Raw genomic sequence first — 26,243 nt, forward strand, 5'->3', positions numbered from 1 at the left:
GCCCGGACGTATGGGAGGAGTGGCCAACCCTGCGGGGTGGCCCTCCCATACGTAGTATGGGGGTTTGACACCTAATTGTTCCGGGGAGGACAAGTGGCTGAAATCGTTACGGAATGAGACTTCATGAAGTCTTCGGGCATGAGTTATGGACCTAACTCTTATTTTCCCGTAACCCGTTGATTTCATTAAATCCACAGTTGGCGCTGTCATATGAGTCAGGCCTCACTCATATGAGTGAGGTCGTCCTCCAGCCCCTCCGGGTAGACCCAGACGGCGGGGTTTTCGACCTGCAGGCAAAGCCCGGATTGGGGGCATTTGAAGTGGCTCGGCAGGACCGGACGGACCTCCGTGGTCACCTCGCCGGTGTCCGGATCGACATGCTCGACGGGCGCGCCGAACTGCATGCCCTCGACGCAGAGGTAGCCGAACCGCGACCGGGTGATAGGGAAGCCGAACCCCGAGGGGTCGCGCAGGAACTTCACGAAGCCCTTGGTCGCCAGCACGCTGAGGCGCTCGCGGATGGTGTGCTTGCTGCCCAGACCGCCACGGTTCTCGAAGGTCTCGGCGAACTGCATGGCGGTGTAGAGGCGCTCGCTCGCCGCCTCATCCAGCAGCATGCCGAGGATGACATCGTGCTTGCGCAGCCGTTCGGCATCGAGCTTGGCGCCGACCTCCTTGCGCACCAGGCGCTCGTTCAGCGGGTTCAACTCGACCCACTCGCCCTTCACCTTGTCGATCAGCTTGCCGGGCAGCGCGGGGCCGTTCCGAAGCTCGATCTCCAGCCTGCGGACACTGCTGTCTTCGTCGGGCCGGTGCATGAGCAGCCCCGAGGTGTAGAAGCCGCGCAGCGCGCTGGCGCCGGAGAGCGCAAGGAAGGGATCGTCCTTGACCTGGTGCTTGCTGGCCTTGCGGGTGTGGTGGGCGAGGATGACGCCCCCGTCCGGATTGACCGCCTCGCGCAGGAGTTCGACCCGGTCCTTCAGGAAGAACATCATGGCGGTGTTGTCGTTCTCACCGCCGCCCTCGGGGCCACCGTCGAAGAGGTTGCGGATCGGGTCGATGACGATGATGTCGGGCGGCGCGTCGGGGAATGCGGCCCGGATCGCCTCGGCAACGCGGGCGACGCCCTCCGCGTCCAGCAGCAGCTTCAGCTTCGGTGTGGCGATGAAGGTGTCGCGCGCGGCGGCGATCACGGTGGCGGGCAGCGCGATCTGCTGCATGCGCTCGCGCAGGTAGTGATACTGGATCTCGGCCTGAAGGTAGAACACGCGCAGCGGCCGGGGCGGCGTGAAGCCGAGGAACGGCACGCCAGCGGCCATGTGAACGAGCCAGGAGATCAGGAAATCGCTCTTGCCGACCTTGGGCGCGCCGCCCAGCACCAGGAGCCCGCCCGGGGTCAGCACGCGGGGACCGATGATGTCCTCGGGCATGGGGCTCGTGTCGTCGAGCAGAGCGCCGAGGGTGAAGGTCGGCAGCGGGCTGGCCGGTGCACCCGCGTTGGCTGCGCGCAGGAGCGGCGGACCGTTGCGCTTCACATGCAGCGCCCAGAGCCGTTCGGACTCGGCCTTGAGCCGATCAAGCGGCCAGGACGGGCGCAGCATGGCGGCGTTGTAGCCGCAGATCGCCTCCCACGCCGCGAACGGGTCGAGGCGGCCCTCGTGCACCAGGCGCACGTAATGGCCGATGGCGGCGCTGGCCCCCTGAAACCGGGACCAGTCGTCGACAGCGCCTTCGCGCACCGGCGTTGTGAGCACCGCGTCGATGGCGGGCTTCGCGGTCGGCGCGGCAACGTCGCTGGCGAAGCCCACGCCGGGCAGCGGCGGCATCTCGGCGACCTTCTCGGCGAAGTCTGCAAGGTCCACCTCGACGTCGCGATGTTCGCGGATCTGCACAAGGCGCTGGTGGCCGTGCTTGTGATAGACCGTGCCGGGCACCCGGATCGGCTGGTGCGCCGAGCGGAAATGCGTGTCGCCGCCGACCTTCACGGCGATCTCGCCGCGCAGGCGGCAGAGGGTGGCCAGGTCGTCGCCTTCGGCCGGCTCCGTCAGTTTCCACCAGACATGGAGCTTCGCCGCGCCCTCGGGCGTGCGCCCGCCGCTTTCGATGATGAGCGTGGGCGCGCCGAGGTGGCGGGTGACATGGTCCAGCTTGGCCGGGATATCGCCCGCGTCGAGATCGACGACGATGGCCTGCATCTGCAGCACATCGGCGGCGCGGGCCTGGCCCTGCTCGGCGACGGTGCCGGGGATGACATATACGGCGGCGCCCTCGCGGTTCGCCCACGCGGCGAAGGTCGCGAGTTTCTCGGTCGCGCTGTCGTCGGCCGGGATCCAGATGTTGTGCGGCTTGCCGTCCCGGCCCTGACCCTTGTCAACGAAACCGCGGAGCGGGATCAGCCCCTCGCACCAGCTGAACACGGTGTCGAGGAAGACGGCGATCTGCTCGGGGTCGGGGTCGCAGCCGAAGGGATTCTCCGACGGCGGCCCGTCGTTGAAATCCATCCACGGGTTGAAATGCAGGATCCCATCGTCGCTCATGCCGACAGCCCCCAGCAGCGCTCGGACCAAGGACAGAAGCGGCACTCGAAGAAGTCGGGCGTGGTCGCGACGCGCGGCAGCAACTCGCCTGCGTCGGTCGCCTGCAGGATCCGCACGCCCCGGTCGGACATGCGCTGCGCGAGATCGGCGTCGAAGGGCACCAACTCATGGTGAAGCTCGGCGGTGTCCTTGTTGATCGCGGTGAAGAGCGCGGGCGCGGCCGAGATGCCGGAGACCGTCCCTTCCATGTAGGCCTGGTAGAGCGCGATCTGGGCGGCGTAGACCGGCTTCGACCTGGTCACGCCGTCCTTGACGCAGGCGCGCCAGTTCTTCGCGTTCATCGTCTTGCATTCCCAGAGGGCGGGAACGGTCAGGCCGAAGCCTTCGGGCTCGGCCGCGATGATGCCGTCGACATGACCGCGGATGCGTCCGCCCGCGACGGAGAAGCCGAACTGGCCGCCATCGGGGCGGTTGCCCTTGCGCGTGTAGAGGTCGAACCCGGCGCCGCGCAGCCAGGCGACCGCCAGATCTTCGAGCGCATGGCCGATGGCGAAGATGCGCAGCGACAGGCCGCTGAAATCCTGGCCCTCGTCCTTCGGCGTCGCCGTGAACTCAAACTGTAGGGCGCGCTCGCAGGCATGGCCGAGACGCGAGCCGCCGAGGTAGTCGCGGGGCGGCCGCGTCGCCTGATCGGCGGTCAGCGCCTGATCGACGGCGGCGTTGACCTGCTCCGCGAAACTGGGCCGATGATTGTAATCGAGGGTCAAAACGGCACCTCCGGCGTCTGCGCCCGGGCGATGTCGGACATGGCCTCGCGGAAGCCCTCGACGGCTTCCTCGATCAGCGCGCGCACCTGCGCCTCGGTCAGTTCCGCAAGCGGGGTGGCCCAGCCGATCTCGTCCATCAGCAGCGCCACGCGCTTCATGGTGGCGGTGATCGCGGCGCGCTCTTCCTCGGTCAGGTCAACCATGGCGAAACGCTCCCGCGCCAAACGCGTCCAGAAGGACTGGCAGGGCATTGAGCAGAACCAGACCGAGGGCCGGGGCCGCTTCGACCGGTGCGGATCGAACCAGCCAAAACCATGGGTGGGTTGCCGGCAGACAGCACAGAGCGTCCCACGCGGATGCCAGAGCCGCCGCCGGTCCTCGGCGGTGATGGGGGTGGAGGTGGGCATGGGTCATGCCGCCCTCCGTTCGGGAGAGGCCGCCGTGTCGATCAGCTGGCGGATGGCCCGCTTGTTGAAGCCGAAGGTCATCAGCGCCGAGGCGCGATAGCGCGTCAGGCCGAAGTCATGGCGGCACTCGGCGGGCAGGTATTGCAGCTGCTTTTCGGTCGGCGGCTGGCGCAGCCAGGAGCGCGTCTTGAAGGCGCTCTCGTCGGTCTCATGGGTGTTCAGCCAGTCGTCCGCCTGTGCGAGGCAGACCGTGCGTTCGCCCACGCCCAGCAGATGCGGGCGTTCGCCCTTCGCCCCGCCGATGGCGTACCAGACCCCTTCCAGCCAGAAGATGCCGCCCCAGGCCGCGAAGCCGGTGGCCATCAGTGCGTCGTCCGTGCCGTAGAGGTCGACCCACGCGAAGCTGGACCGCTTCAGCAGGTCGATCTCGGTCATCATGAAGCCCGAGAGCGGCGCGGCGGCCCCGCCTTCGCCCGCATCCAGATCCTCGCGCGGGCATGCCTCACCGCAGAGCGGGCATTCGGTGGCGGCCAGTGGGATCTCCGCCTCGCAGGCAGGACAGGTCTTGGTCGGCGCCTCGCCGGTCTCGGTCTTGCCGTCGAGATCGACATCCTGTTCCAGCGTGCCGTGGATCAGGCTCGAGGTGCCGAAATCCAGCACGACGCAGTCGGTCTTGACGATGCCGGGGTGTTCCTCGGGGTCGACGGTGCGCAGGCCGCGCCCGACCATCTGGATCATGGTGGACTTGTAGGAGCTGGGGCGCAGCAGCACGACGCAGGAGGTGGGCGGATGGTCCCAGCCTTCGGTCAGCACCGCCACGTTGACCACGACGCGGATGTCCCCCGCCGCGTAGTCTGCGAGGATCGCCTTGCGGGTCTCGGCCGCCAGATCGCCGTGGATCAGCGCGGCGGAAACGCCTGCCGCCCTGAAGGCGTCGGTGACATGCTCGGCATGGGCGACGGTGGAGCAGAACACCACGGTCTGCCGGTCGCCGGCCTGTTCCTTCCAGTGCCGGATCACCTCGTCGGTGACTGGGGCGCGGTCCATGATGCCCGCGACCTCCGCCATGTCGAAATCCGACATGGTCTTGCGGACCGAGCGCAACTCGTCCTGCACGCCCACGTCGATGACGAAGGTGCGGGGCGGCACTAGGTGGCCCGAGGCGATCAGCTCGCCCAGCCGCACCTGATCGGCGACATTGTCGAAGACCTCGCGCAGGCCCTTCTTGTCGCCCCGGTTCGGCGTCGCCGTGACACCGAAGATGCGGGCGTCGGGATTGGCCTCGCGCACCCGGTCGATGATGCGGCGGTAGCTGTCGGCCACCGCATGGTGCGCCTCGTCGACGACCAGCAGATCGAGGCGCGGCATGTCGGCGAGGTTGGACGCTCGCGCCAGCGTCGGCACCATGGCGAAGGCGACCTGACCGCCCCAGGATTTCTCCGTGGCGTCGATGACCGAGGTGGCGACGCCCGGCACCACGCGCTGGAACTTGGCCCGGTTCTGCGCCGTCAGCTCGTCACGATGAGCCAGCACGCAGGCCTTCGCGCCGTCGCCGATCATCTCGCCGGTGACCGCCGAGAGCATGATGGTCTTGCCCGCGCCGGTGGGCGCCACGCCCAGCGTGTTGCCGCGGGAGGCGAGCGCAGCCACGCTGCGCTCGACGAAGGTCTTCTGGCGGGGGCGCAGGCGCATGGCCGGTCTCCCCTTACTGCGCCCAGCTCGGCCGACCGGCGGCTCCGGGGGCGGATGCGGGCTGGCTGGGCTGGGTGGCCGTGGCGGGCTGCTGCGGGGCGTGGCCCTGCGCCGGGGCGGCGGTGAACTGCGGTGCGACCGTGCCCATCAGCGCGGCGTAGTCGCGGTGATCGGGCGTGACGGCAGCGCGGATCTCGTTCTTGTCCTCGCCGTTGGTGTCGGTGCCGATGTCGATGCGGGCGACGAATTCAACGCCGTCGAGATCGCTGAACCCGTTGATGCGGCGGCGCGCCTGCGCCTCGGGCGAGTTGTCCTTGTCGGACACACCGCGTGCCGAGTTGAGGATGCCGCGGATCAGGCCGCGCCCCATGTTCGCCCAGTCGGGGCCCTTGGGGCTGTAGAGGCCGATCAGCGACCAGATCTTGCGCCGGGCATAGGGCCCCTCGAGCACCGTGTATTCGGCGTCGAGATAGACGGCGCCGGTGGCGGCGCGGCGCGCCCAGCCGCCGGTCCAGCCCTGTGAGGTGTCGTCGAAGCCGCCCGGGCGCAGGGTGAGCCGCACCTTGGCGAGCGTGCCTTTCGGGATGACGTTGGTGTTGGATTGCGCGGAGTTGAAGTCGTTCCAGGGTCCGGACATTGCGCGGCTCCTTTCAGTTGGAGGATGGGACGCGCAGCGGCGTCAGATGGGAAAAGCCACCCCGGCGACCGGATCGGGACACCGGGCGTGGCGAGAGGCGCTCAGCCATGGCCGGGCTCCTGCGCGGGCGCGGGATCGGCCGGGGTCACCGGCGGCCAGGTCAGGCGTTCGGAGGCAGGCGCCGCGGGACGCTGGATCTTCTCCATCACCCGGCCGAGATGCGGGGCCTCGACCATGTCGAGGCGGCCGGAGCGGTCCTTGGCCGGATAGCCCCAGGGGTTCAGCGTATGGCAGACGAATGCGCGCTGCGGCTGGCCGCCGGGGTCCGGGATGTCGGCCATGGTGATGACCTGATCGACGATGCCCGGCAGCTCGAGTCCGGTCTTCGAACCGTCGATCTGCGGCTGGAAGACCTTGCGATTGAAGTCGTCGAGCCGCTCGTCGAGGATGCCGACGAACCAGACATGCTTTCCGCGCGTGTGCTGCAGATGGGTCAGCCAGCCGATCATCTCGCGGCCATGCAGTCCGTAGGCGCCGCGGATGTCGGGCTTGCCGGTCTTCTCGGAAAACGCCTCGGGCTGGCCGCGGCACCACTGGAAGCAGAGCCGCCCGGCCACCGTGATCGAGTCGATGAAGACGGTCTCGTATTTGCCGATCACTGTGGGATCGCCGTACCGCCCGCAGACCTCGTCGAAATGCGCCTGGCTGTAGGGCTGGTCCTCGCGCAGCGCCGGGTTCGGCCCCCCGATGAACACCGCGAAATCCCGGCATTCCTTCCAGGTGCGGGGCCGGAGCGTGTCGATTTCCAGCCCCTCGACCGCCAGATCCCCGGCCTCGAGGTCGAGGAAGAGCGTGGTGGAGGCGTTCAGCGTCCAGAGCAGGCTGGTCTTTCCGATGCCGGACCGGCCGAAGATGACGCCCTTGATGCCCTTGCGTTGGGCGAGCCGTTCGTCGGCGCCGATGATGGGAAGGGCCATCACTGGCCCTCCTTCGTCATCGCCACCGCGGCGGCGCGATCTGCGCCGATGCATCCCGCCTCGCGGGCGAGCTTGTAGAGGCGCTTCAGCGCGTCGGCGCGGCGGTAAGCGGCCGTGCTCTCACGCTCCGCCTCCACGATCGCGAAGGCGATCTCGTCGACGGTCGCATCGACGACCGGCAGCGGCTCGCGCGGCTCGTCACCGGCGCGCTGCGGGAAAACGATGGTTTCGGGAAGGTCTTCGAGGGCGTAGCTCGCCTTGCGAAGACGGGTGATGTCGTCCGGCTGGTCCGGCATGGCTTTTCTCCGTGGGATGATGTGATCGAGAAGGCCCATCAGGCGGCCTCGCGGACGTCGGACGCGGGCTCGGCGACGTAGATCGCCAATAGCGGCGTCCCGTCGGCATGGGCGCCGGCGTCCTCGATCTGATAGTTGCGGTTGGGCTCGCAGACCTCGGTCAGCTCCCAGCGGCGATAGAGCCCCGGAAGACGCCTGAAATCCTCGAGCGACAGATCGGCAGTGCGGTTCATGCGTTTCTGCTTTCGGTTGGAGGGAAGGCGCTCGGGGCGCTCGAATGGGAAAAGCCACCGGCGGCACCGGATCGGGACATTGGTTCAGGGGATTTCCTCGAGGGCGTCGTGCAGCCGGCGCATGGCGCGCTGGTACCGCTTGCGGGCGGCAGCCTCGGTCAGGCCCAGTTCCACGGCGACCTCGGCCTGGGAGAAGCCCTCAATCGCCACGCGGATCACCAACAGGGCGTCGTCGCCGAGCAGCTTCCGCACGGCGCCGTTCAGTCGCGCGTACCCGGCCGCGCCGATGCCGCTGTTGCCGTTGTCCGCGACCTCGTCGGGATCGGCGCCGCTGGCGAGATGTTCGCGTGTCTGGTCGCGCTGGCGCACGCGGATCATGTCGCGCTCGACATTCCGCAGCACCGTGGCCGCGATCCAGTTGACGCGCCTGAGATCGAGGCTGCGGACTGCCTCGGTGGTGCGCGCCAGAACGTCGGACGCGACCTCATCGGCAGTGCCGAGCCTGCGCCAGATCGATCGGCGGCGGATGGCGTCGAGGCCGGGCCAGAGCGCCAGCAGCAGCAACGTCAGCGCACAGTCGGACGCGGGCCCGTCGCCCTGCGCCGCCCTGACGAGCGCGGAGAGGATCAGGTTCTTCTGGCCCTGATCGCCGGTCGCGCCGTGCAGCCCGTCCAGCAGGGCCGCCGGATCCCGGAACGGTGCGAGGGCAGCTTGCGCACGCCGGACGGCGTCGAAACTGCGCTGGAAGTGAAGGTTGGAAGAAGAATGCATGAGGTGATCACGGATCTCGTGCCACGCGAAGGACATCGGACGCCTGCCTTGCGGCCAGGCGTCCGGCGCCTTCTCGTGGCCAGGTCAGGACGTCGCGCGTCTCTGGGATTTCAGGGGGGTGGGTGAAGGCGCGCGTCAGCGCGCGGGTGCGGTCGCGTTGTTCAGCGTGCCGCAGCCGCGGCAGGTGGCCTGAACCGGAAAGCCCACGAGATACTCGTGCCCCCGCGCGAAACGCAGGTGCATGCGGCCGTCCCGGCAGACGCCGAGCAGCTTGTCACAGCGCGTGCAGCGCCATTCCGAGTTGTGGGTGGTGGGCTTGGTCTTCGCGGCGCCGGACCAGCTCGTCGGGGCTGCCTGGCGCAGGGGGAAGGGAGTCGGCATGGAAGTGCTCCTCTATGTGGAGCCTTTCCAGTAATCAGCGGTTTGTTAGACCGTCTCCCATCGCAAGTTAGACGGTTGTTAGACGGCCTCGTCCTCGGAGCCTTCGGCGACGTCTTGCGTCGGCTGCGCGGTTAGAAGCAGCCGCCAATACCCCTTCTTCGCACCCTTGGCGATGTAGACATCCACGATGTCCTTCCACATTTTATTGCGGAACGCCTGTTGTGGACTCCGGGCCGAGAAACCCTCCATCAGATCCCCGACGTAAACGTCCGCGGTGCCGGCTGCATGGGCGGCGACAAGGCGCTCGAACACCGTAAGCTGATCGTTTCCGGCAAGGTACAGCGGTTCGCGACCAGGGATGTAGAGCGTTCCCGATTGTGTCCCGCTGCGGACGACGCGCGGCGACCCGCCGCCGCGCGCGAGCGAGTGACTATCTCGATATGCGATTTCTATGCCGTCGCGCGCGAACAGCATTTCGTTGTCCGCCGCTGCGAGATGGGAAAGGAGCGGCATGACGACGTTCGGTCCGAGGTGTGACGGCATGTCCTCGCTGGCGGCGAAGACGATCCCCACCCCAGGGGTGTTCCGCGCGCGCAGCAACAGATCCAGCCTCTGTGCGGTTTTCGGGTCATTGAGGCGCCGAGCGAAATAGACGGGAACCTCCGCGCCATTTATCTGCGTCGCGCCGACGAGGGTCAGGTCTGGATCGAGGATCTGGGCTGCCCGCTTGCTCAGCAGCGGCTTCATCAGGCGCATGAGCGTCTCGTGAAGCCACTGAGCGTTGACCGCGAACATCTCGATATCCGACGCGGGGCGCTTGCCGACATCTTCGCCGAAAGGGCCGACAGTCTGGACCATGCCTTCGGTTGCTGACGGCTTGACGGCGCCTTCCCCGTCGACGTCGTCGTCCTCGATGAGAACCACATCCTGACGGTCGCGGCGCTCGAGCAGGCCGCCTTCGATCAGGCGCTTCGGGTCAAGCCCGAGTTCCAGCAGAAAGCTTCCGCTGACCTCGTCCTCGATGCGGTCGTGGAGTTGAACAAGCTGGGGGAATATCGCGCGAAGGTCATCATGCGCGATTTGCCTGAACGCGCTCAGGATTCCCCATTCCTTGAGCAGCGCGAAGCCGAGGCTGCGTTCCTCCGGATCGGGCTTGCTCTGCAGGTTGCAGCTCTTCGTGCCAGCAATCGTGATATTGAGCGTCCGCTGCTTCTCATCGCCGTTGAGGTTGTAGGCCACCGCGATGGTGATCCGGCTGAACGCTTCGGCGCGCCGAAAGATGTTCCGCGCCCCGAGATATCGGTCGGCAACCTCCTGGATGTCATCGTCGACTGTCACCTTGAGCTGAAGCTTGCGGCGCCAGGTTCCCAGCCGGATCTCGGCTTCGATGACGCGCGCGAACTCGAACGCGTACCCTTCTATCTCAGGGGGCTGCAGGAGAAGCGAAGAGCGGAAGCGCGAAAGATTATAGCGCTTCCAAGTCAGAGGTTTCTGGGAGATGTCGTGACCTAGCGCAACTTCGGCGAAGGAGTCGCTGACCGTCTGGCGCACCACGGGGCTGTCCGCGCAGACCTCGATCTGCCGCATCGAGGGCGTGTAGATCAGCGTCGCCTCGTTCGGCGGTCGGTAGTAGATGGTTCCCCGCCTTCCATCTTGCCGGTGATCGTAGACGCTCGAAAGCGGGCCACCGTGCCGGACGATCAGCATGATGGACGCAGGGTGCGTATCGGTGGCAGGCAGATCGAGCGCCTTGACCGTGCAGGATATCTCGGGCTTCAGCTCGAGCATGCCCTTGATCTTGGACGCCAGCGCCTTTTCGTCGATGGCCGCCGCGTCGAGGGCTACCTGGTTCTCCAGTTCGACCTCGAAGGCGTCGTAGAGCTTGCCGTGGTCGCGGAACTGTCGGGCGAAGTGAAAGCTCTCCGCATCCTCGAAGGTTTCGCGTTCATGGAGATATGCCCAGATGCTTCTGCAGAGCTCATCTGGCTGCCGGTGAAACTCCTGCGACCGTGTCTCATCGAGTTGTTGCTCGACAATGGTGGTGAGCGAGGTGACGCCCTTTTTCTCGGCGAGGGCCCGGATCCTTCGTGATCGCTGCTCAGCAGGCCGCAGGTCATCGCGGTCGAAATCCGACAGCGTCTCGACAAGTGCTTGCCGAAACGCCTCGACCGCTTCTTCGTCGGCGAGGTCCGGAACGTCCTCGGGCAGCTTGAATTCTGGCTCATTGTCGCCCTCGCGCACGGCAAGGGCAGCTCGGGCGAGGTCGACGCGCGCATCCTCGATCAGCGCCAGAACATGCGGACCGATCGGGGATGCTTTGCGCGCCATGAACTCACCTCAATGAACTACTGCTCTCGAATGATTCAACCTGCGATAATCATGGACAAATCCGTGATCGGCAAGCCCTGATGTTCTCTCCCTGTTCGCATTTCCGCATCCCGTTCCGCTGAGATGTCCCACCTCGGACGGCTGGGTGGCTTTTGATCGGTAGCACACCATCAAACACGGCCACCGAGACATGAACCGCCCCAATCCGCTACCTCCCGACCAGATGACGCCCGCAGAGCGCCGCGCCGAGCTGTGCGGCCTGCTGGCACTCGGGCTGGTTCGGTTGCTCGGGCGCGGGTGCGAAGTATCTGACAATACTGGAGAAAGTTGCCTACACTATCCCGACGACCAATGCCGTCATGCAGCTCCAACTCATCGGAGAAACGCATGACGAAGCCCGATCCAATCCCTGCGCGCCTGGCCGCGCTGAAGTCCATGTCCGTCACCCAGTTGAAGTCGGAGTGGCAGACGATCTTTGCGACAGCGGCGCCGAACAACAGCCGAGCGTTCCTCGAGAGCCGGTTGGCCTACCGCATCCAGGAACTGACGTATGGCGGTCCTGATCGGGAAACCCGGCGCATGCTGGACCTGCTGGCCGACGAGGTCAGCGGCACCCTGACACGCAAGAGCCAGATCGCCGATCCTCGCAATCCCGTGGTCGGTACGAGGCTGATCCGCGAATGGAACGGGGTCGAGCACACGATCACGGTCCTGCGGGACGGGTTCGAGTGGCAGGGCCGCCCCTTCAAATCCTTGTCCGCGATTGCGCGGGCGATCACCGGGACGCGCTGGAATGGCTACCGCTTCTTCGGGTTGCGCGAACGAAAGCGGGGGAATGATTGATGGATCAACGCGTAAATCCCATCCGCCGCCAACGCTGCGCCATCTACACGCGCAAGTCGTCCGAGGAAGGGCTGGAGCAGGAATTCAACAGCCTGCACGCCCAACGAGAGGCCTGCGAGGCCTACATCGCCAGCCAACGCTCCGAAGGCTGGGTGCTGGTCCGCGATCAGTATGACGACGGCGGCATCTCGGGCGGGACGCTCGAACGGCCCGGCCTCAAGCAGCTTCTGGCCGACATCGAGGACGGCCTGATCGATGTGGTGGTCGTCTACAAGATCGACCGCCTGTCGAGGTCGCTGATGGACTTCTCGAAGCTGGTCGAGGTCTTCGACCGCAACGGCGTGACTTTCGTGTCGGTCACGCAGTCCTTCAACACCACCACGTCCATGGGGCGCCTGACGCTGAATATCCTGCTCAGCTTCGCGCAGTTCGAGCGCGAGGTCACGGCCGAGCGCATCCGGGACAAGGTCCGCGCCTCCCGCATGAAGGGCATGTGGATGGGCGGCTATGTCCCGCTCGGGTACGATGTGAAGGACCGCAAGCTCGTGGTGAATGAAGACGAGGCTGCCACCGTGCGGGGCATCTTCGAGAGGTTCGTCGAGGTCGGATCAGCGACCGTGCTGGCCCGCGAATTGCGCCGCAAAGGGCTCCGCAACAAGCAGGGCACCTTGGTCGACAAGGGATATCTCTACAGACTGCTGGTGAACCGCGTCTATCGCGGCGAGGCGGTCCACAAGGGCAAGGCCTATCCCGGCGAGCATCAGGCCATCATCGACGAGCAGCTGTGGGATCAGGTCCATGCCATCTTGCGGCAGAATCCGCGAAAGCGCGCCAACAACACCCGCGCGCAGGCGCCAGCGCTGCTCAAGGGGCTGATCTTCACGGCCACGGGCGCCGCCATGACCCCGAGCAGCACGAAGAAGGGCGCGCGGCGATACCGGTACTACGTCTCGATGGACGTCATCAAAAACCGCGAACCCAGCGATGAAGGCATCCCGCGCCGTCTTCCTGCCGACCTCGTGGAAGCGGCCGTGGTGACCGAGTTGCGGCGGGTGATGCGCGCGCCCTCGATCACGGCGCAGGTCATCGCCCACTTGGCGCGCGAGGGCCACGCCTTCGCCGAGGCCGACGTGATCTCCGCGCTGCAGACGTTCGATGACGTCTGGACCCAGCTGTTCCCTGCGGAGCAGACCCGGATCGTACAGTTGCTGGTGCGCCGGGTCACCGTGACCTCCGAGGGGCTGGTGATCGATGTCCGGACCGACGGCGTCTCGGGCGTCATGCGCGACATGATGGCGCCACGAAAGAAGGTGGCGGCGGAATGATGAAACCCGACGAGTCCATTCAGATCTTCGTGCCGCTCAAGCTCCGCAAGCAGAACGGGCGGCCGAAGATCATGCCGCCCGCCACCTATCTGCCCAGCGAAGACCGGACGCAGGATCCGCATATACTGCGCGCCATCGGCCGGGCGTGGGGCTGGCGGCGGCGCATGGAAGCTGGCGAATTCAGCACGGTCACCGATCTGGCAAAAGCCGTGGGGCTGGCCGAACGCCATGTCAGCCGCCAGCTGCGGCTCGCCTATCTCGCGCCGGGTGTCCTCAAGCGGCTGGTATACAAGCGCGAGGTGCCCGCCGTGACCCTGCTGAAACTGACCGATGTCGCGGCCCTGCCGTGGCACGAACAGCCCGAGCGGGTGTTCGACTGAGCCTCAGTGAAAGCTCGCCTGAAACGTCGTTGCGGTCAGTGAAACGTGTGCATCGAGCGGCGGGTGCAGCTCGAACGCCTTCGGCTCGCGTGAGAAATTCCAGAGCCGGAACAGGCGCCATTCCGACCGGCGCTCCTCGGCCACGGCCATCTCGTTGCGGGTGATGTGGAAGGGCGTGCGCTCCCATCCGTTCGTGGTCTTGACCTCGATCAGCCGGGGCAAACCGTCTGGGGCGAAACTCGCGATGTCGTAGCCCGCGCCGTCGCCATCCTCCTCCGACACCCAGCGCACCTTGCGCGCCAGATCGTTCCGTCCTGCCGTCCGCAATGCCGCCCGTTCATGCGCGAGAACGCGTTCCTCGCCAGCGCGGCCGAGGGCCCGGTTGCGCTCGTCCCGGCCCGCCACGTCGAACTTGCGGGCGATGTGCAGCATCTGGTCCAGTTCCTGCGGAGGCGGCTGGTTCGACAGTGTCGGCGGCGGTCCGATCCAGATCTGCGCTGCCTCGCGCAGGCCAGCACCGGGTTGCAGCCCCGGTTGGCGCCCGAGCCAGGCCGGGTTCAGCGCCAGCCACCGCGCCACGGCATCCACCAAGGTCATCTGGAAGTTGAACGCGGGCTTGTAGCCGGGGATCCAGTCCTCGCCGAGCCCCTTCAGCACCGCGCTGATGTTCTGGTGCTTGAACTCGACGGACCCCTCGGACCGGTCGTTCAGCAGCGGCAGCAGCGCGCGGCGGTGCTCGGCCTTGCTGTAGCGGCGCGCGGAGATGTCATCGGCCAGCATCGCGAAGTAATCCGCGACGATCAGGTCGTTCTCTTCATCCGTCCAGGGCCCGTTCGACATTGCGCCAGGCTATGGGCACGAAGTGTGTTTGTCATCAGAGACTTCCGACAGGGATCTTGCTGCTGTCGCCGGCCCATGCACCAGCGCACCGGCCCGGTGATCGGCCGCCACGGAGCCGTCCTTCTGACCGCCCTGCGCCTTCGTGTCGGTCTCCGTCACCGGATTATCTCGCGAACGGGGCGACCCCATGAACCCGGCAACCCATTGGAAATGCGAGGATGTTTTGCGCCGTCCTTTGGTCGTCGAGGGGCGCTCGAAGAGAGACGCAGGCCATTCGGAGACCCTTTCTACGTCAAGCGCCCGGTCTCCGAAGGGCGGATGGCCCTGCCAACGCCCTTTGAAACAAAAAGAAAAAAGGCCCCAATCGGGGCCCTTGGACGGATTCGGCATCTGAATGTGGCGGAGGAGGTGGGATTCGAACCCACGGTGGAGTTACCCCCACGTCGGTTTTCAAGACCGGTGCATTAAACCGCTCTGCCACTCCTCCGACAGCCTCCGGTTAGCGGGTTCGGCGGGCTTGGGCAAGAGACCTCGCGTCAGGGGACGCCCGGCACCGGGTGGGGTGCCGGGCGGGGGTGTCATTCGGCGGCCTGCGCCATCGGGTTGTTCGGATGGCCGGTCCAGTTGCCATAGGGGCGGACCGGCTGGCCGGTGCGCTGGTCGATCTCGCCCATCTCCAGCTCGCGCATGGTGATGCAGCTTTCGACCGGGCAGACATCGACGCAGAGGTTGCAGGCCACGCATTCGTCTTCTTTGATGGTAAAGACGCGCCCGGGGCCCATGGCGATGGCCTGATGGCTGGTGTCCTCGCAGGCGGCATAGCAGCGGCCGCATTTGATGCAGGCGTCCTGATCGATCACCGCCTTGGTGGTGTAGTTCAGGTTCAGATATTGCCAGTCGGTCACGTTCGGCACCGCGCGACCGATCAGATCGGACATGGTGATGTCCTTGTCGTCCAGATAATCGCGCAGGCCCGAGATCATCTCCTGCACGACCTTGAAGCCGTAGGTCATGGCGGCGGTGCAGACCTGCACTGTGCCGGCCCCCAGCGCCATGAACTCGGCCGCGTCGCGCCATGTGGTGACCCCGCCGATGCCCGAGATCGGCAGGCCATATGTCGCCGGATTGCGGGCAATCTCGGCCACCATGTTCAGGGCGATGGGCTTGACCGCCGGGCCGCAGAATCCGCCGTGGGTGCCCTTACCGTCGATGGTGGGTTGCGGGGCGAACAGGTCCAGATCGACCGAGGTGATCGAGTTGATGGTGTTGATCAGGCTGACCGCATCGGCGCCGCCGCGCTTGGCCGCCTCGGCGGGTTTCCTGACATCGGTGATATTCGGGGTCAGCTTGACGATGCAGGGCATGCGCGAATGGGTTTTGACCCAGCGCGTCACCATCTCGATATATTCCGGCACCTGACCGACCGCCGAGCCCATGCCGCGTTCGGCCATGCCATGCGGGCAGCCGAAGTTCAGCTCGACGCCGTCGGCGCCGGTGTCCTCGATCTGCTTCAGGATGGCCTTCCAGGATTCCTCGTCGCAGGGCACCATCAGGCTGATGATCAGGGCGCGGTCGGGGTAGTCGCGCTTGACCGATTTGATCTCGCGCAGGTTCACCTCCAGCGGGCGGTCGGTGATCAGCTCGATATTGTTGATGCCGAGCACGCGGCGGTCGGCACCATAGACCACGCCATAGCGCGGGCCGTTGACGTTGACGACCGGCGGGCCTTCGCTGCCCAGCGTTTTCCAGACCACGCCGCCCCAGCCGGCCTGAAAGGCGCGGCGGACGTTGACCTCTTTGTCGGTAGGGGGCGCCGAGGCCAGCCAGAACGGGTTCGGAGACTTGATGCCGATGAAATTCGAGCGCAGGTCAGCCATGGGCGGCCTCCATCAGTTGGGCGTGGATATCCTCGGCCGCATCGCGACCCTCGGCGACGGCGGTGACGGTCAGATCGTCGCCGCCCGAGGCGCAGTCGCCACCGGCCCAGACCCCGGGCAAAGAGGTGCGTCCCGGGCCAGAGACGGCGATCTTGCCGCCCGAGAGCCCCAGCCCCTGCGGGGCGCCGTCCAGCTTTTGGCCGATGGCGCGCAGAAGCTGGTCGCAGGGCAGGCGGAAGCGCTCGCCGGTATCTTCCAGACCATTGGCGCCGTCGCGGGTGTAAAAGAATTCGACCTCGCGCACGGTGCCATTACCATGCACCTTGAGCGGCGCGGCATTGCAGATGATGCGGACGCCGGAATGGGTGGCATGGTCCTGTTCATGCGGGCTGGCGGACATGCGGTCCTGACCGCGCCGGTAAACGATGGTGACGTTCTGCGCGCCCAGCAGTTTCGCCTGCACGGCGGCATCCACCGCCGTCATGCCGCCGCCGATCACGATCACGTCGCGGCCAACGGGCAGGGCGGTCAGATCAGGCGTCTGGCGCAGGTCGCGGATGAAATCCACGGCATGATCGACATGGCCGCGATCCTCGCCCTCGGCGCTCAGCGCGTTCACGCCTTGCAGGCCAAGGCCAAGGAATACCGCGTCATATTCGGCGCGCAGGCTGTCGAGGGTGAAATCCCGGCCCAGCGCCTGACCGCTTTGCAGGGTGATGCCGCCGATGCCCATGAGCCAATCGACCTCACGCGCGGCGAAACCGTCCACGGCCTTGTAGCTGGCGATGCCGTATTCGTTCAGCCCGCCGGGTTTGGGGCGGGCGTCGAACAGCACCACCTCATGGCCCTTGGCGGCCAGCCGATGCGCCGCCGACAGGCCCGAGGGGCCGGCGCCGACCACGGCCACGCGCTTGCCGGTGGGGGCGCCGCGGGTAAAGGGATGCTCGCCCCGCGCCATCAGGTGGTCGGTGGCATAGCGTTGCAGCGCACCGATCTCGACCGGTTTGCCCTCGGCGGTCATTCGCACGCAGGAGCCCTCGCACAGGTTCTCGGTCGGGCAGACGCGGGCGCAGATGCCGCCAAGGATGTTCTGGTGAAAGATGGTCAGGGCGGCGGCATCGGGCGTGCCGGTCGAGATCTGGCGGATGAACAGCGGAATGTCGATGCTGGTCGGACAGGCCGTCACGCAGGGCGCGTCATGGCAGAAATAGCAGCGGTCGGCTGCGATCCTGGCCTCGTTGCGTTCGAGTGGCGGGGCGACATCCTGAAAATTGACCGAGTATGCCTCGGACGGCAAACGGCCGGGCACGACCCCGGGCGTAAGCTGGCTATTGGTCATGATCTGACCTCCCTGCTGGCTTGTTCTTATGGAATCAGGCTCTCACAGGTCGATTTTTTTATCAAATGGTAAAATTATGGCGGATGCAGTTTCTGCGGCGGTCAGGCCGGCAGCAGCAGACCGGCGGCCAGACCGCCCAGATCGGAACGTTCCAGCCGCAGCTCGCCGCCATGCAGCGCCACCAGATCGGCGACGATGGCAAGGCCAAGGCCGCTGCCGGGCGGGCCGGATTCGTCCAGCCGGCTGCCGCGCGCCATGGCGAGATCGTGATCTTCGCGCGACATGCCGGGGCCGTCATCCTCGACCAGCAGGCGGATCTGGCCGGGCAGGGCGGCGGCGCTGATCCGAATGCGGGCATTGGCCCATTTCACCGCGTTCTCGATCAGATTGCCGGTCATTTCCTCAAGGTCCTGACGCTCGCCGGCAAAGGCAAGGCCGGCGGGCAGGTCCAGATCGACCGCGATGCCCGATTCCGCCAGCGGCCGGCGCAGCACCAGCAGGATGTCCTGAATCACCGCCGCGACCGGGGTGCGATAGCCAAGGACGCGCATCTGCCCGGCGCTGCGGGCGCGGCGCAGGTGCCAGCAGATCTGGCGGTCCATCCGCGCGATCAGGGCATGGCCGGGGTGATCGGCGGGCAGGGTATTGTCCAGTGCCGAAAGCGGCGTCTTCAGCGAATGCGCCAGATTGCCGACATGTTCGCGCGTGCGCGACAGCACGGCGCGGTTCTGTTCCAGCAGCGCGTTGATTTCGGCCGCGATCGGGCGCAACTCGGCCACGGGGGGCAGGGGCAGGGCCTCGGCCTGACCGTCGCGGATGCGGCGCAGGTCACGGCCCAGCCGGTCCAGCGCCGAAAGCCCGCCCACCACCTGCAGGACCGAGGCCAGAGCCAGCCCCAGCCCCAACACCGCCAGCGACACCGCCAGAGGCCGGCGCAGCCGCGCCATGCTGGCGTCGATTTCCGATTGCGGCGCTGTCACCACCACCGACAGCGCGCTGTTGCTGCCGGGCAGGGTAAAGCCATGCCGGGCGACGCGCAGCACCTCGCCGCCGGGGCCAAAGCCGGCGCCGCCGGTAAAATCCTGCTCGGGCGGGTTCAGCACATTGTCAAAGAGCGAGTCGGATTTGGCGACAACATGACCGTCCTGCGCCAGCTGCCAGAACCAGCCCGACAGCGGCAGGTCAAAACGCGGATCGGTGGGCGCGGGGCCCGCGACCAGCCCGCCCGCCGCGTCGATCGACGCCCCGGCGATCAGCGTGTCCGAGACCGCCTCGATCTCGGCATCGAAACGGTCGGTGATGAAGCGGTCAAGGATCGCGGCGATGGCCAGATAGCCCGCGACCAGCGCCACCCCGATCAGCACCGCCGAAAGGCCGATCAGCCGCGCCCGGATCGAATCGCGCAGAAACATCGCTATCCTGCCGCCTGCAGCACATAACCCTCGCCGCGCCGGGTCTCGATCAGACCCTCGCCGATCTTCTTGCGCAACCGGCCGATCACCACCTCGATGGATTTGAAGTCGCGGTCGGCGGCGGCGTCATAAAGATGGTCCGAAAGCTCGGTGCGGGTGACGACGCGGTTCTGATGGTGGATCAGATAGGACAGGATGCGGGTCTCGAACCCGGTCAGCTTCAGCGCCATGCCGTTGCGGGTGATGACGCCCAGCTGGCTGTCGAGCCGCAGCGGCCCGGCCTTGATCACCGCCTGCGCGTGGCCGGCGGCGCGGCGCACCAGCGTCTGGGCGCGGATCACCACCTCCTCCAGCCGAAAGGGTTTGACCGCGTAATCGTCGGCGCCGGCGCGAAAGCCCGCGACCTTGTCGGTCCAGTCGCCGCGCGCGGTCAGGATCAGCACCGGCATGGTCACGCCGCCCTCGCGCCAATGGGTCAGCACCTCGATCCCCGGCATGCCCGGCAGACCCAGATCGAGGATCGCCAGATCATAGCTTTCGGTCGAGCCGAGGAATTCGCCCTGCCGCCCCTCGGCGGCAAGGTCGCAGGCAAAGCCGCCATCGGCCATGGCTCCGGCCAGCTGACCGGCCAGAACCGGGTCATCCTCGACGATCAGGCATCGCATGGCAGGGGTCTCATTCATCGTCTCCGGTCTTGCGCCGCGCTTCGGTCAGGCCGCTGCCGGCGACTTCAAGAAAGGCGCCGCTGCGTGCGTCCAGCCGGATCAGCAGCACATCGCGCCGCGCGGTCAACAGCTTCAGTTCGTGCACCAGCCCGACGCCGCGCGCGCGTTCGGCCGGGGTCGGCGGTTTCAGCCGCGCCGCGATCAGCCGGCCGCGAAAGCGCCGGTGCGCAATGCCCGCCGCCTCGCGCAGCGGGATGATCTGCCGCTCGCCGGTGCCCCGTTCGTCATGGTCGCGTTCGTCATGGCGGGCGTGTTCGGGCGGTCCCTTGGGCGGGAACGGCCCTGACGGCGGATCGCCGCGCAGGGCCAGCCCCAGCATGAGGATCAGCGCCAAGGCGGCGGCACCGGACACGGCCATGATCAGGCGATTGGACATGCACCCGGTTTAGCCTGTATTTCCCAAATGAAAACCAAATGGCCCGTTCATCTTTGGTTGGTGACGATGCGGCTATACCCGATTCGTATCCAAGCGGTCCGCCGTGGCCGCCGCTGCAAAGAAGGAAAACGAAGATGAGCAGAAATTTTGCCGCCTCGGTCGCCGCGCTGGCGTTGCTGGCCGGGCTGAGCGCGCCGGTGCTGGCACAGGACGCCCCTGCCGCCCCTGCCGAACAGGCGCAGACGCTGGCGCTGCCGCAGGTGCTGCGCGATGCGGGCCTTCGGGATTTCGACATCCGTCCGACCCGGCATGGCAGCCGCGTGGCCGGCAAGCTGGCCGATGGCACCGAGCTTGGCGGCTTCATGGATGACAAGGGCGCCCTGCGCGGCGTCCGGGTCGAGGGCGATGCCGTCCTGCCCGCCACGCTGATCGAACAGCTGGTGCCGGGTCCGGTGCGCGAACAGCCGCTGTTTGCCGAGCTGGCCAAAGTCAAGGCGGTGTTTCTGGGCCCCGAGGGGGTGATGGTCGCGGGTCTGGACGCCAAGGACCTGCCGGTGCGCGCGGGATTTGCCACGGATGGCACGCTGATGCGCTTTGAACGCGGCGGCCCACGCGAACGGCTGATGGGCCCGATGGGCGGCCCCGGCGATCATCGCGACAAGGACGACAAGGAGCCGCGCGGCCACGGCATGCGTGATCGCGGGCCGCAGGACCACGGGCCGCGCGGCCATGGTCCCGATGGCAAGGGGCACGGCCCCAAAGGGCATGGTCCCGAAGGGCATGGCCGCGACGGCAAGGGTCCCGATGGCATGCGCCCGATGGGCGGCGATGACCGCGGCGCCCCCGCAGTCCCCGGCACCGCGCCCACCCCCGAAGAGGTGCGCGCCAGCCTTGCCGATGCCGGCTATACCGAGGTCGGCCAGATCCTGCAGCAGGGCCCGGTCACCGTGGCACAGGCCACCAACCCCGAAGGCGAGCCGGTGCTGGTCGAAATCGGCATCGACGGTCAGGTCCTGCGCGAGCTGAACCGCTGACACCGGCGGAAAAGCGGCGTTTTGCAACTCATTGGGGCGTGCCGGCAACGGCGCGCCCTTTTCCATTGCGCTTTTTCGATCAACAATAGGCAATGACTTGCCTTTCGTGGCGAAAAGGCTTGCCTGATCATTGCTGCAATGCCAAATCCGCACCGAAATTCCGCCCCGCCGGGCAGAAAGATTAGGACTAAGCCAATGCAACGCCGTGAATTTGTCATCTCTGCCGGAGCGGCGCTTGCAGCCGCAAGCTCGCTTGGTGCGGCCTTCGCGCAGGAGGCGCCGACGAATCCCGCTGCACCAGCGGAACCTGCGGCAACCCCCGAGCCCGCCAAGCCCTTCGGTTTCGAGGATGTGGCGGCCTTGGCCCGCGATCTGGCCGGCAAGCCCTATGCCTATCGCGATGCCGAGCTGGTGGGCAGCTTTGCCAATCTGACCTATGACCAGTATCGCGGCATCCGTTTTCGCCGCGACCGCGACCCCTGGGCCGGCAGCCGCGATTTCGCGCTGGACCTGCTGGCGCCGGGTGCGATCTTTCACGAGCCGGTCGATATCAGTCTGGTCGACAATGGCGTGGTGATCCCGGTCAAGTTCGACCCGCACATGTTCGAATTCGATCCGGCGCAATTCCCCGATGGCGTCGATTACGAATCCGTCGGCAACATGGGCTTTTCCGGCTTTCGTCTGCGCGCGCCGCTGAACCGGCCCGATGTGATGGACGAATTCGTCGTCTTTCAGGGCGCGAGCTATTTCCGCGCCGTAGCGCGCGGCACGCTTTACGGCATCTCGGCACGCGGGCTTGCCATCGGCACCGGCACCGCCGAGGGCGAGGAATTCCCGCTGTTCCGCGGCTTCTGGATCCACAAGCCGAACGAGCGCGACCGCTATGTGGTCATCCATGCGCTGCTGGACAGCCGCTCGGTCTCGGGCGCGTTCGAGTTCCGCATCACCCCCGGCGCCGAGACGGTGTTCGACACCCGCGTGGCGCTGTTCCCGCGTCAGGACATGCGCAATATCGGCATCGCGCCGCTGACCTCGATGTATTGGTTCGGCCCGACCGACCGCACCCGCGTCGACGATTACCGCCCCGCCGTGCATGACAGCGACGGGTTGCAGATGCTGACCGGGGGCGAGCAGCGGCTGTGGCGGGTGCTGTCGGGCCATTCGACGCTGCAGGTCTCGGCCTTCATGGACGAAAACCCGCTGGGCTTTGGTCTGGCGCAGCGCGCGCGCAGCTTTGACGCCTATCAGGACGCCGAGGCGCGCTATGAAAAGCGGCCCTCGGCCTGGATCGCGCCGCAGGATGGCTGGGGCAAGGGCACGGTCACGCTGGTCGAAATCCCGGTGCAGAACGAGTTCAACGACAATATCGTCAGCTTCTGGCAGCCTTCGGACACGCTGAAGGCCGGCGAGCGCTATGATTTCAACTACAATCTCAGCTTTGCCCCCGAGCCGCCGGACAGCGCCCCGATCGCCCGCGTGATCGAGACCATGTCCGGCCAGTCGGTGAACAATGCCGGCGCGCGCACCTTTGTCATCGACTATGATCTGGATCTGTTCGGCACCGATGATCCGGTGCCGCAGATCCGCACCAGTTCCGGCAGCATCGGCCACAGCTATCTGCTGCGCCTGCCCGATCAGGGGCGGATGCGGCTGGCCTTCGAATATCTGCCGGATGGCGAGAAACTGGCCGACCTGTCGGTGGTTCTGAACGGGCCCGAGGGACCGCTCAGCGAAAGCTGGATCGCCCGCTGGACGCGGGAGTAGCATCGTGAGCCAAGCGCAGCACGTGACGCCCGATCCGGCCCCGTCCGCAGCAGCGAACCTGCCGCTGTCCGAGGAAGCCAGCTGGGAGGCTTTGGGCATCGAGCTGCCCGAGGCACAGGCCACGCCGCCCGAGGCGCCGCTGGACATGCCCGAGCAGGATTTCCGCGCCGCGCCGCCACCCGGTCCGCGCGCGGGCTTTCCCAGCCTGCGCACGATTCTGGCGCGGCTGATCGCCTTTGGCGGCGCTGCGGCCATTGCCGTGATCGGCTGGCAGCAGATGGATCAGGCCTTTGGCGCCAATGTCACCTTTCTGCAGGGCGTGCTTCTGGTGCTGTTCGGGCTGACCTTTGCCTGGGTCGGCTTTTCCTTTTGCTCGATGGTCGCGGGCTTTCTGGCGCCGCGCCTGACCACGCCCACCGGGCCCAATACGGCGCGCATCGCCGTCATCATGCCGGTCTATAACGAGGATTCCGCCGCGACCGCCGGCCTGCTGGCGGCGCTGGCGCGCGATCTTTATCGCGTGGGACTGGGCGAGCGGACCGAGATCTTTGTGCTGTCCGACAGCCGCAAGCCTGCCGCCGTCTTTGAGGAAATGGTGGCGGTCAGCCGGCTGCGCGACATTTCTCCGGTGCCGGTCTGGTATCGGCGGCGCAAGAACAACAAGGGCCGCAAGGCCGGCAACGTCGCCGATTTCGTCAGCCGCTGGGGCGGGCGCTATGAGCAGATGGTGGTTCTGGACGCCGACAGCGTCATGGGCGCGCAGACCATCAAGGCGCTGTCGGCGCGCATGAATGCCGATCCGGCGGTCGGGCTGATCCAGACCATGCCGATGCTGGTCGGCGGCCAGACGATCTTTGCCCGGCTGACGCAATTCGCGGGCCGGGTCTATGGGCCGGCGATCGCGCGCGGCGTCGCGGCATGGTCGGGCAACAGCGGCAACTTCTGGGGCCATAACGCCATCATCCGCGTTGCCGCCTTTGCGCAATGCTGCGGCCTGCCGGACCTGCCGGGCAAGCCGCCCTTTGGCGGCGCAGTGCTGAGCCATGATTTCGTCGAGGCGGCGCTGTTGCGCCGGGCCGGCTGGAAGGTGCGGCTGGACCACGACCTGCGCGACAGTTTCGAGGGCAGCCCGCCGACGCTTCTGGACATGGCCGTGCGCGAGCGCCGCTGGGCGCAGGGCAACCTGCAACACGCGCGGCTGATCTTCTCGCGCGGGTTCACCTGGGTCACGCGGGCGCATTTCACCATCGGCATCCTTGGCTTTCTGATGTCGCCGATCTGGCTGGCGATGATCCTTGTCGGTCTGGCGCTGTCGGCCAATGTGCTGCTGTCGCGGCCGGATTATTTCCCGCAGACCTATCAGCTGTTCCCGGAATGGCCGACCTTTGATCCGGTGCGGATGCTGTGGCTGTTCGTGGCCGCCATGTCCTTTCTGCTGGTGCCGAAATTCATCGGCCTGTTCCGGGCATGGCTGCGGCCGCTGGCGCGCAATTCCGGCGGTCCGGTGCGGCTGCTTGGCTCGGCCCTGTTCGAGATCACGCTGTCGGCCCTGATCGCGCCGGTGCAGATGCTGATCCAGACCCGGCAGATCTATGACATCCTGCGCGGCCGCGATTCCGGTTGGGAGGCGCAGGTGCGCGCCGGCCAGATGCCGCCGTGGAGCGTGGTTTTGCGCCGCCATGCGCTGCATGTGGTGCTGGGCGTCGGCACGCTGGTGGTGCTGTCGCTGTTTGCGCCCTGGCAACTGGTCTGGCTGTCGCCGATCCTGGCCGGGCTGATCCTGTCGCCGATGACCTCGCGCTGGTCGGCCAGCCCGGTCTTTGGCCGCTGGGCGCGCCGCCACGGCTTGCTCGTCACCCCCGAGGAACGCGACCCGCCCGAGATCCTGACCGCCGCCAATGCGCTGGATTACCGCATCTCGGGGCTGTTGCCGCGCATCGGGCTGGACCCGCTGGGCCGCGATGGCGTCATGCGGGCACGTGTGCTGGGGCTGGCGCAGCCCGATACGGCGCGCGGCCCGGCCTCGGCGCGGCTGGACGCCATCTCGGCCGAGGCGAAGCTTGTCCATGCGGCGACCCAGGCCGAGGCGCTGAGTTTCCTGACCGAGGCCGAAAAGCTGGCCCTACTGGAGGATCGTGCCCTGATCGAACGTTTCGCGGCGCTGCCCAGATGAAGCGGATCGCGGCCCTGGACATGCTGCGCGGCTATGCGCTGGTCTGCATCATGCTGGACCACATGCCGATGGGCGTTCTGCGCAATGTGACGCTGGCGAATTTCACCGTCTTTGACGCGGCCGAGCTGTTCGTGCTGCTGTCGGGGTTTCTAGTGGGCATGGTCTGGGTCAAGGTCGAAGAGCGTCAGGGCCTGCGCGCCGCGCAATGGCGCTTTTTGCGCAGGGCGTTTCAGGTCTGGCTGGCGCTGGTCTGCGGTGCGGTACTCCTGGCGCTGTTCTCGCATCTGCTGTTTGCGCTGAAGATCAACCATACGGCGGTCTGGTTCCAGTATTCGCGCTGGATCTGGGAAAATCCGCTGGGCTATCTCGGCACGGTCATGCTGATGTGGATGCAGCCGAACCTGCTGGACGTGCTGGCGCTCTATGTCGTGCTGATCGTGACGGTGCCGGTGACGGTGCCCTTCCTGATGCGGCTGCCGTGGCTTGCCATGGCGGTGTCGCTGGCGGTCTGGTGGTTTGCCGCGCCGCTGAACACGCTGGTGCCGAACCAGCGCCCGGGCGGGTTGCTGTTCAACCCGTTCGGCTGGCAGCTTTTGTTCTTTATCGGCGTGGCGCTGGGGGCTTTCCGTCGCCAGATCATGCCCGTGCTGCGCCGGCAGTCGCGCCTGCTGACCATCCTTTCCGTGGGCGTTCTGATGTTCGGCGCAGCGATCCTGATCTGCTGGCGCATTGGAGAACCGGCGAAGGACGTCGCGGCCTTTCTGAAGTCGATCTATGGCGAGATCGACAAATGGTCGCTGGACGGTCTGCGGCTCATGTCGATCATGGCGGCCAGCTGGCTGGTCGCGGTGCCGCTGGCGGGGATCTTTGAATGGATGGCCAATACCGCGCTTGGCCGCGATCTGGCCGAGATCGGGCGCGGCGGGCTGTGGTCCTTCATCGCCTGCGTGATGCTGTCGATCTGGGGCGACGCGCTGGACATGATGGCGCCGCCCGACATGCCCGGTGTTCTGCTGCGCATCGCCATCGACCTGTGGGTGATCGCGGCGCTATGGGTGGTGGCGGCGATCTGGCTCAGACGCCACGAATGGATGGGCCGGCTGCGCGCGCGGATCTTGGGCTGAACAGG

General features: G+C 66.7%; 24 protein-coding genes and 1 tRNA gene. 7 read left to right on the forward strand and 18 right to left on the reverse strand.

Annotated elements, in window-relative coordinates:
- Positions 1 to 215 precede the first annotated feature (215 nt).
- The 11 genes from GL279_RS11130 to GL279_RS11180 all read right to left on the reverse strand — a co-directional run bounded on the left by GL279_RS11130 (position 216) and on the right by GL279_RS11180 (position 11,026).
- Positions 216 to 2,537: an AAA family ATPase gene (locus GL279_RS11130; RefSeq protein ID WP_155064704.1), complete on the reverse strand. Its 2,322-nt coding sequence runs from the start codon at positions 2,535 to 2,537 to the stop codon at positions 216 to 218.
- Entirely contained in the window at positions 2,534 to 3,304 is a 771-nt protein-coding gene (locus GL279_RS11135; protein WP_155064705.1) for a PD-(D/E)XK nuclease family protein, read from the reverse strand. Before GL279_RS11135 ends, GL279_RS11130 begins: the two co-directional genes overlap by 4 nt.
- Complete coding sequence (locus GL279_RS11140; RefSeq protein WP_099650109.1) at positions 3,301 to 3,507, reverse strand: DUF6511 domain-containing protein; 207 nt, start codon at positions 3,505 to 3,507, stop codon at positions 3,301 to 3,303. Before GL279_RS11140 ends, GL279_RS11135 begins: the two co-directional genes overlap by 4 nt.
- A 207-nt stretch (positions 3,508 to 3,714) precedes the next feature.
- Positions 3,715 to 5,403, reverse strand: a complete 1,689-nt coding sequence (locus tag GL279_RS11145) for a DEAD/DEAH box helicase (protein WP_155064706.1) — start codon at positions 5,401 to 5,403, stop codon at positions 3,715 to 3,717.
- 13 nt (positions 5,404 to 5,416) lie between these two features.
- Positions 5,417 to 6,040, reverse strand: a complete 624-nt coding sequence (locus GL279_RS11150; RefSeq protein ID WP_155064707.1) for a hypothetical protein — start codon at positions 6,038 to 6,040, stop codon at positions 5,417 to 5,419.
- A 101-nt stretch (positions 6,041 to 6,141) separates the two neighbouring features.
- Positions 6,142 to 7,017 (reverse strand): ATP-binding protein, encoded by an 876-nt coding sequence (locus GL279_RS11155; protein WP_155064708.1) that lies wholly within the window; start codon positions 7,015 to 7,017, stop codon positions 6,142 to 6,144.
- Complete coding sequence (locus GL279_RS11160) at positions 7,017 to 7,313, reverse strand: hypothetical protein (RefSeq protein ID WP_155064709.1); 297 nt, start codon at positions 7,311 to 7,313, stop codon at positions 7,017 to 7,019. The genes GL279_RS11155 and GL279_RS11160 overlap by 1 nt, the downstream gene beginning before the upstream one ends.
- A gap of 38 nt (positions 7,314 to 7,351) precedes the next feature.
- Positions 7,352 to 7,546 (reverse strand): hypothetical protein, encoded by a 195-nt coding sequence (locus GL279_RS11165; RefSeq protein ID WP_155064710.1) that lies wholly within the window; start codon positions 7,544 to 7,546, stop codon positions 7,352 to 7,354.
- A gap of 84 nt (positions 7,547 to 7,630) precedes the next feature.
- Positions 7,631 to 8,353: an RNA polymerase sigma factor gene (locus tag GL279_RS11170; RefSeq protein WP_155064711.1), complete on the reverse strand. Its 723-nt coding sequence runs from the start codon at positions 8,351 to 8,353 to the stop codon at positions 7,631 to 7,633.
- A 99-nt stretch (positions 8,354 to 8,452) separates the two neighbouring features.
- Positions 8,453 to 8,698, reverse strand: coding sequence for a hypothetical protein (locus GL279_RS11175; RefSeq protein WP_155064712.1), 246 nt, complete (start codon positions 8,696 to 8,698; stop codon positions 8,453 to 8,455).
- Positions 8,699 to 8,776: 78 nt separating this feature from the next.
- On the reverse strand, positions 8,777 to 11,026 hold the full coding sequence (locus GL279_RS11180) for a hypothetical protein (protein WP_155064713.1): 2,250 nt from the start codon (positions 11,024 to 11,026) through the stop codon (positions 8,777 to 8,779).
- A 387-nt stretch (positions 11,027 to 11,413) separates the two neighbouring features.
- Here GL279_RS11180 and GL279_RS11190 point away from each other — a divergent pair, with 387 nt between their 5' ends.
- Genes GL279_RS11190 through GL279_RS11200 form a run of 3 tightly spaced genes read left to right on the forward strand, consistent with a single transcriptional unit; the run spans position 11,414 to position 13,574 of the window.
- Positions 11,414 to 11,869, forward strand: a complete 456-nt coding sequence (locus GL279_RS11190; protein WP_155064715.1) for a DUF2924 domain-containing protein — start codon at positions 11,414 to 11,416, stop codon at positions 11,867 to 11,869.
- Positions 11,869 to 13,194: a recombinase family protein gene (locus GL279_RS11195; protein ID WP_155064716.1), complete on the forward strand. Its 1,326-nt coding sequence runs from the start codon at positions 11,869 to 11,871 to the stop codon at positions 13,192 to 13,194. The genes GL279_RS11190 and GL279_RS11195 overlap by 1 nt, the downstream gene beginning before the upstream one ends.
- Positions 13,191 to 13,574 (forward strand): hypothetical protein, encoded by a 384-nt coding sequence (locus tag GL279_RS11200; RefSeq protein ID WP_155064717.1) that lies wholly within the window; start codon positions 13,191 to 13,193, stop codon positions 13,572 to 13,574. The genes GL279_RS11195 and GL279_RS11200 overlap by 4 nt, the downstream gene beginning before the upstream one ends.
- A gap of 3 nt (positions 13,575 to 13,577) precedes the next feature.
- Here the strand turns inward: GL279_RS11200 and GL279_RS11205 are convergent, their stop codons facing one another.
- The 7 genes from GL279_RS11205 to GL279_RS11235 all read right to left on the reverse strand — a co-directional run bounded on the left by GL279_RS11205 (position 13,578) and on the right by GL279_RS11235 (position 20,143).
- On the reverse strand, positions 13,578 to 14,414 hold the full coding sequence (locus tag GL279_RS11205) for a protein NO VEIN domain-containing protein (protein ID WP_155064718.1): 837 nt from the start codon (positions 14,412 to 14,414) through the stop codon (positions 13,578 to 13,580).
- Between the two features lie 397 nt (positions 14,415 to 14,811).
- Positions 14,812 to 14,901, reverse strand: a tRNA-Ser gene (locus GL279_RS11210).
- 91 nt (positions 14,902 to 14,992) lie between these two features.
- Positions 14,993 to 16,291 (reverse strand): NAD-dependent dihydropyrimidine dehydrogenase subunit PreA, encoded by a 1,299-nt coding sequence (preA, locus tag GL279_RS11215; RefSeq protein ID WP_155064719.1) that lies wholly within the window; start codon positions 16,289 to 16,291, stop codon positions 14,993 to 14,995.
- Positions 16,284 to 17,630, reverse strand: a complete 1,347-nt coding sequence (locus GL279_RS11220) for an NAD(P)-dependent oxidoreductase (RefSeq protein ID WP_155064720.1) — start codon at positions 17,628 to 17,630, stop codon at positions 16,284 to 16,286. The genes preA and GL279_RS11220 overlap by 8 nt, the downstream gene beginning before the upstream one ends.
- A 101-nt stretch (positions 17,631 to 17,731) precedes the next feature.
- Positions 17,732 to 19,042: an ATP-binding protein gene (locus GL279_RS11225; protein ID WP_155064721.1), complete on the reverse strand. Its 1,311-nt coding sequence runs from the start codon at positions 19,040 to 19,042 to the stop codon at positions 17,732 to 17,734.
- 2 nt (positions 19,043 to 19,044) lie between these two features.
- Complete coding sequence (locus tag GL279_RS11230) at positions 19,045 to 19,707, reverse strand: response regulator transcription factor (RefSeq protein WP_155064768.1); 663 nt, start codon at positions 19,705 to 19,707, stop codon at positions 19,045 to 19,047.
- A 10-nt stretch (positions 19,708 to 19,717) separates the two neighbouring features.
- Positions 19,718 to 20,143: a PepSY domain-containing protein gene (locus GL279_RS11235; RefSeq protein ID WP_155064722.1), complete on the reverse strand. Its 426-nt coding sequence runs from the start codon at positions 20,141 to 20,143 to the stop codon at positions 19,718 to 19,720.
- A 134-nt stretch (positions 20,144 to 20,277) separates the two neighbouring features.
- Here GL279_RS11235 and GL279_RS11240 point away from each other — a divergent pair, with 134 nt between their 5' ends.
- The 4 genes from GL279_RS11240 (at position 20,278) to GL279_RS11255 (ending at position 26,238) form a co-directional block, all read left to right on the forward strand.
- Positions 20,278 to 21,177, forward strand: coding sequence for a hypothetical protein (locus GL279_RS11240; protein ID WP_155064723.1), 900 nt, complete (start codon positions 20,278 to 20,280; stop codon positions 21,175 to 21,177).
- Between the two features lie 195 nt (positions 21,178 to 21,372).
- Entirely contained in the window at positions 21,373 to 22,941 is a 1,569-nt protein-coding gene (locus GL279_RS11245; protein ID WP_155064724.1) for an OpgD/OpgG family glucan biosynthesis protein, read from the forward strand.
- Positions 22,942 to 22,945: 4 nt separating this feature from the next.
- The gene (gene mdoH / locus GL279_RS11250) at positions 22,946 to 25,114 is read left to right on the forward strand and encodes a glucans biosynthesis glucosyltransferase MdoH (RefSeq protein ID WP_343039782.1); all 2,169 of its coding nucleotides are present in this window, start codon (positions 22,946 to 22,948) and stop codon (positions 25,112 to 25,114) included.
- Complete coding sequence (locus GL279_RS11255) at positions 25,111 to 26,238, forward strand: OpgC domain-containing protein (RefSeq protein ID WP_155064725.1); 1,128 nt, start codon at positions 25,111 to 25,113, stop codon at positions 26,236 to 26,238. The genes mdoH and GL279_RS11255 overlap by 4 nt, the downstream gene beginning before the upstream one ends.
- Positions 26,239 to 26,243: the final 5 nt, after the last annotated feature.

The sequence above is a fragment of the Paracoccus limosus genome, from assembly GCF_009711185.1.
Taxonomy (GTDB): Bacteria; Pseudomonadota; Alphaproteobacteria; order Rhodobacterales; family Rhodobacteraceae; genus Paracoccus; species Paracoccus limosus.

Coding starts and splice junctions, on each gene's coding strand:
- GL279_RS11130 (WP_155064704.1), bottom strand. CDS start 2,537: ATGAGCGACGATGGGATCCTGCATTTCAACCCGTGGATGGATTTCAAC.
- GL279_RS11140 (WP_099650109.1), bottom strand. CDS start 3,507: ATGGTTGACCTGACCGAGGAAGAGCGCGCCGCGATCACCGCCACCATG.
- GL279_RS11145 (WP_155064706.1), bottom strand. CDS start 5,403: ATGCGCCTGCGCCCCCGCCAGAAGACCTTCGTCGAGCGCAGCGTGGCT.
- GL279_RS11150 (WP_155064707.1), bottom strand. CDS start 6,040: ATGTCCGGACCCTGGAACGACTTCAACTCCGCGCAATCCAACACCAAC.
- GL279_RS11155 (WP_155064708.1), bottom strand. CDS start 7,017: ATGGCCCTTCCCATCATCGGCGCCGACGAACGGCTCGCCCAACGCAAG.
- GL279_RS11160 (WP_155064709.1), bottom strand. CDS start 7,313: ATGCCGGACCAGCCGGACGACATCACCCGTCTTCGCAAGGCGAGCTAC.
- GL279_RS11165 (WP_155064710.1), bottom strand. CDS start 7,546: ATGAACCGCACTGCCGATCTGTCGCTCGAGGATTTCAGGCGTCTTCCG.
- GL279_RS11170 (WP_155064711.1), bottom strand. CDS start 8,353: ATGTCCTTCGCGTGGCACGAGATCCGTGATCACCTCATGCATTCTTCT.
- GL279_RS11175 (WP_155064712.1), bottom strand. CDS start 8,698: ATGCCGACTCCCTTCCCCCTGCGCCAGGCAGCCCCGACGAGCTGGTCC.
- GL279_RS11180 (WP_155064713.1), bottom strand. CDS start 11,026: ATGGCGCGCAAAGCATCCCCGATCGGTCCGCATGTTCTGGCGCTGATC.
- GL279_RS11190 (WP_155064715.1), top strand. CDS start 11,414: ATGACGAAGCCCGATCCAATCCCTGCGCGCCTGGCCGCGCTGAAGTCC.
- GL279_RS11195 (WP_155064716.1), top strand. CDS start 11,869: ATGGATCAACGCGTAAATCCCATCCGCCGCCAACGCTGCGCCATCTAC.
- GL279_RS11200 (WP_155064717.1), top strand. CDS start 13,191: ATGATGAAACCCGACGAGTCCATTCAGATCTTCGTGCCGCTCAAGCTC.
- GL279_RS11205 (WP_155064718.1), bottom strand. CDS start 14,414: ATGTCGAACGGGCCCTGGACGGATGAAGAGAACGACCTGATCGTCGCG.
- preA (WP_155064719.1), bottom strand. CDS start 16,291: ATGGCTGACCTGCGCTCGAATTTCATCGGCATCAAGTCTCCGAACCCG.
- GL279_RS11220 (WP_155064720.1), bottom strand. CDS start 17,630: ATGACCAATAGCCAGCTTACGCCCGGGGTCGTGCCCGGCCGTTTGCCG.
- GL279_RS11225 (WP_155064721.1), bottom strand. CDS start 19,042: ATGTTTCTGCGCGATTCGATCCGGGCGCGGCTGATCGGCCTTTCGGCG.
- GL279_RS11230 (WP_155064768.1), bottom strand. CDS start 19,707: ATGCGATGCCTGATCGTCGAGGATGACCCGGTTCTGGCCGGTCAGCTG.
- GL279_RS11235 (WP_155064722.1), bottom strand. CDS start 20,143: ATGTCCAATCGCCTGATCATGGCCGTGTCCGGTGCCGCCGCCTTGGCG.
- GL279_RS11240 (WP_155064723.1), top strand. CDS start 20,278: ATGAGCAGAAATTTTGCCGCCTCGGTCGCCGCGCTGGCGTTGCTGGCC.
- GL279_RS11245 (WP_155064724.1), top strand. CDS start 21,373: ATGCAACGCCGTGAATTTGTCATCTCTGCCGGAGCGGCGCTTGCAGCC.
- GL279_RS11255 (WP_155064725.1), top strand. CDS start 25,111: ATGAAGCGGATCGCGGCCCTGGACATGCTGCGCGGCTATGCGCTGGTC.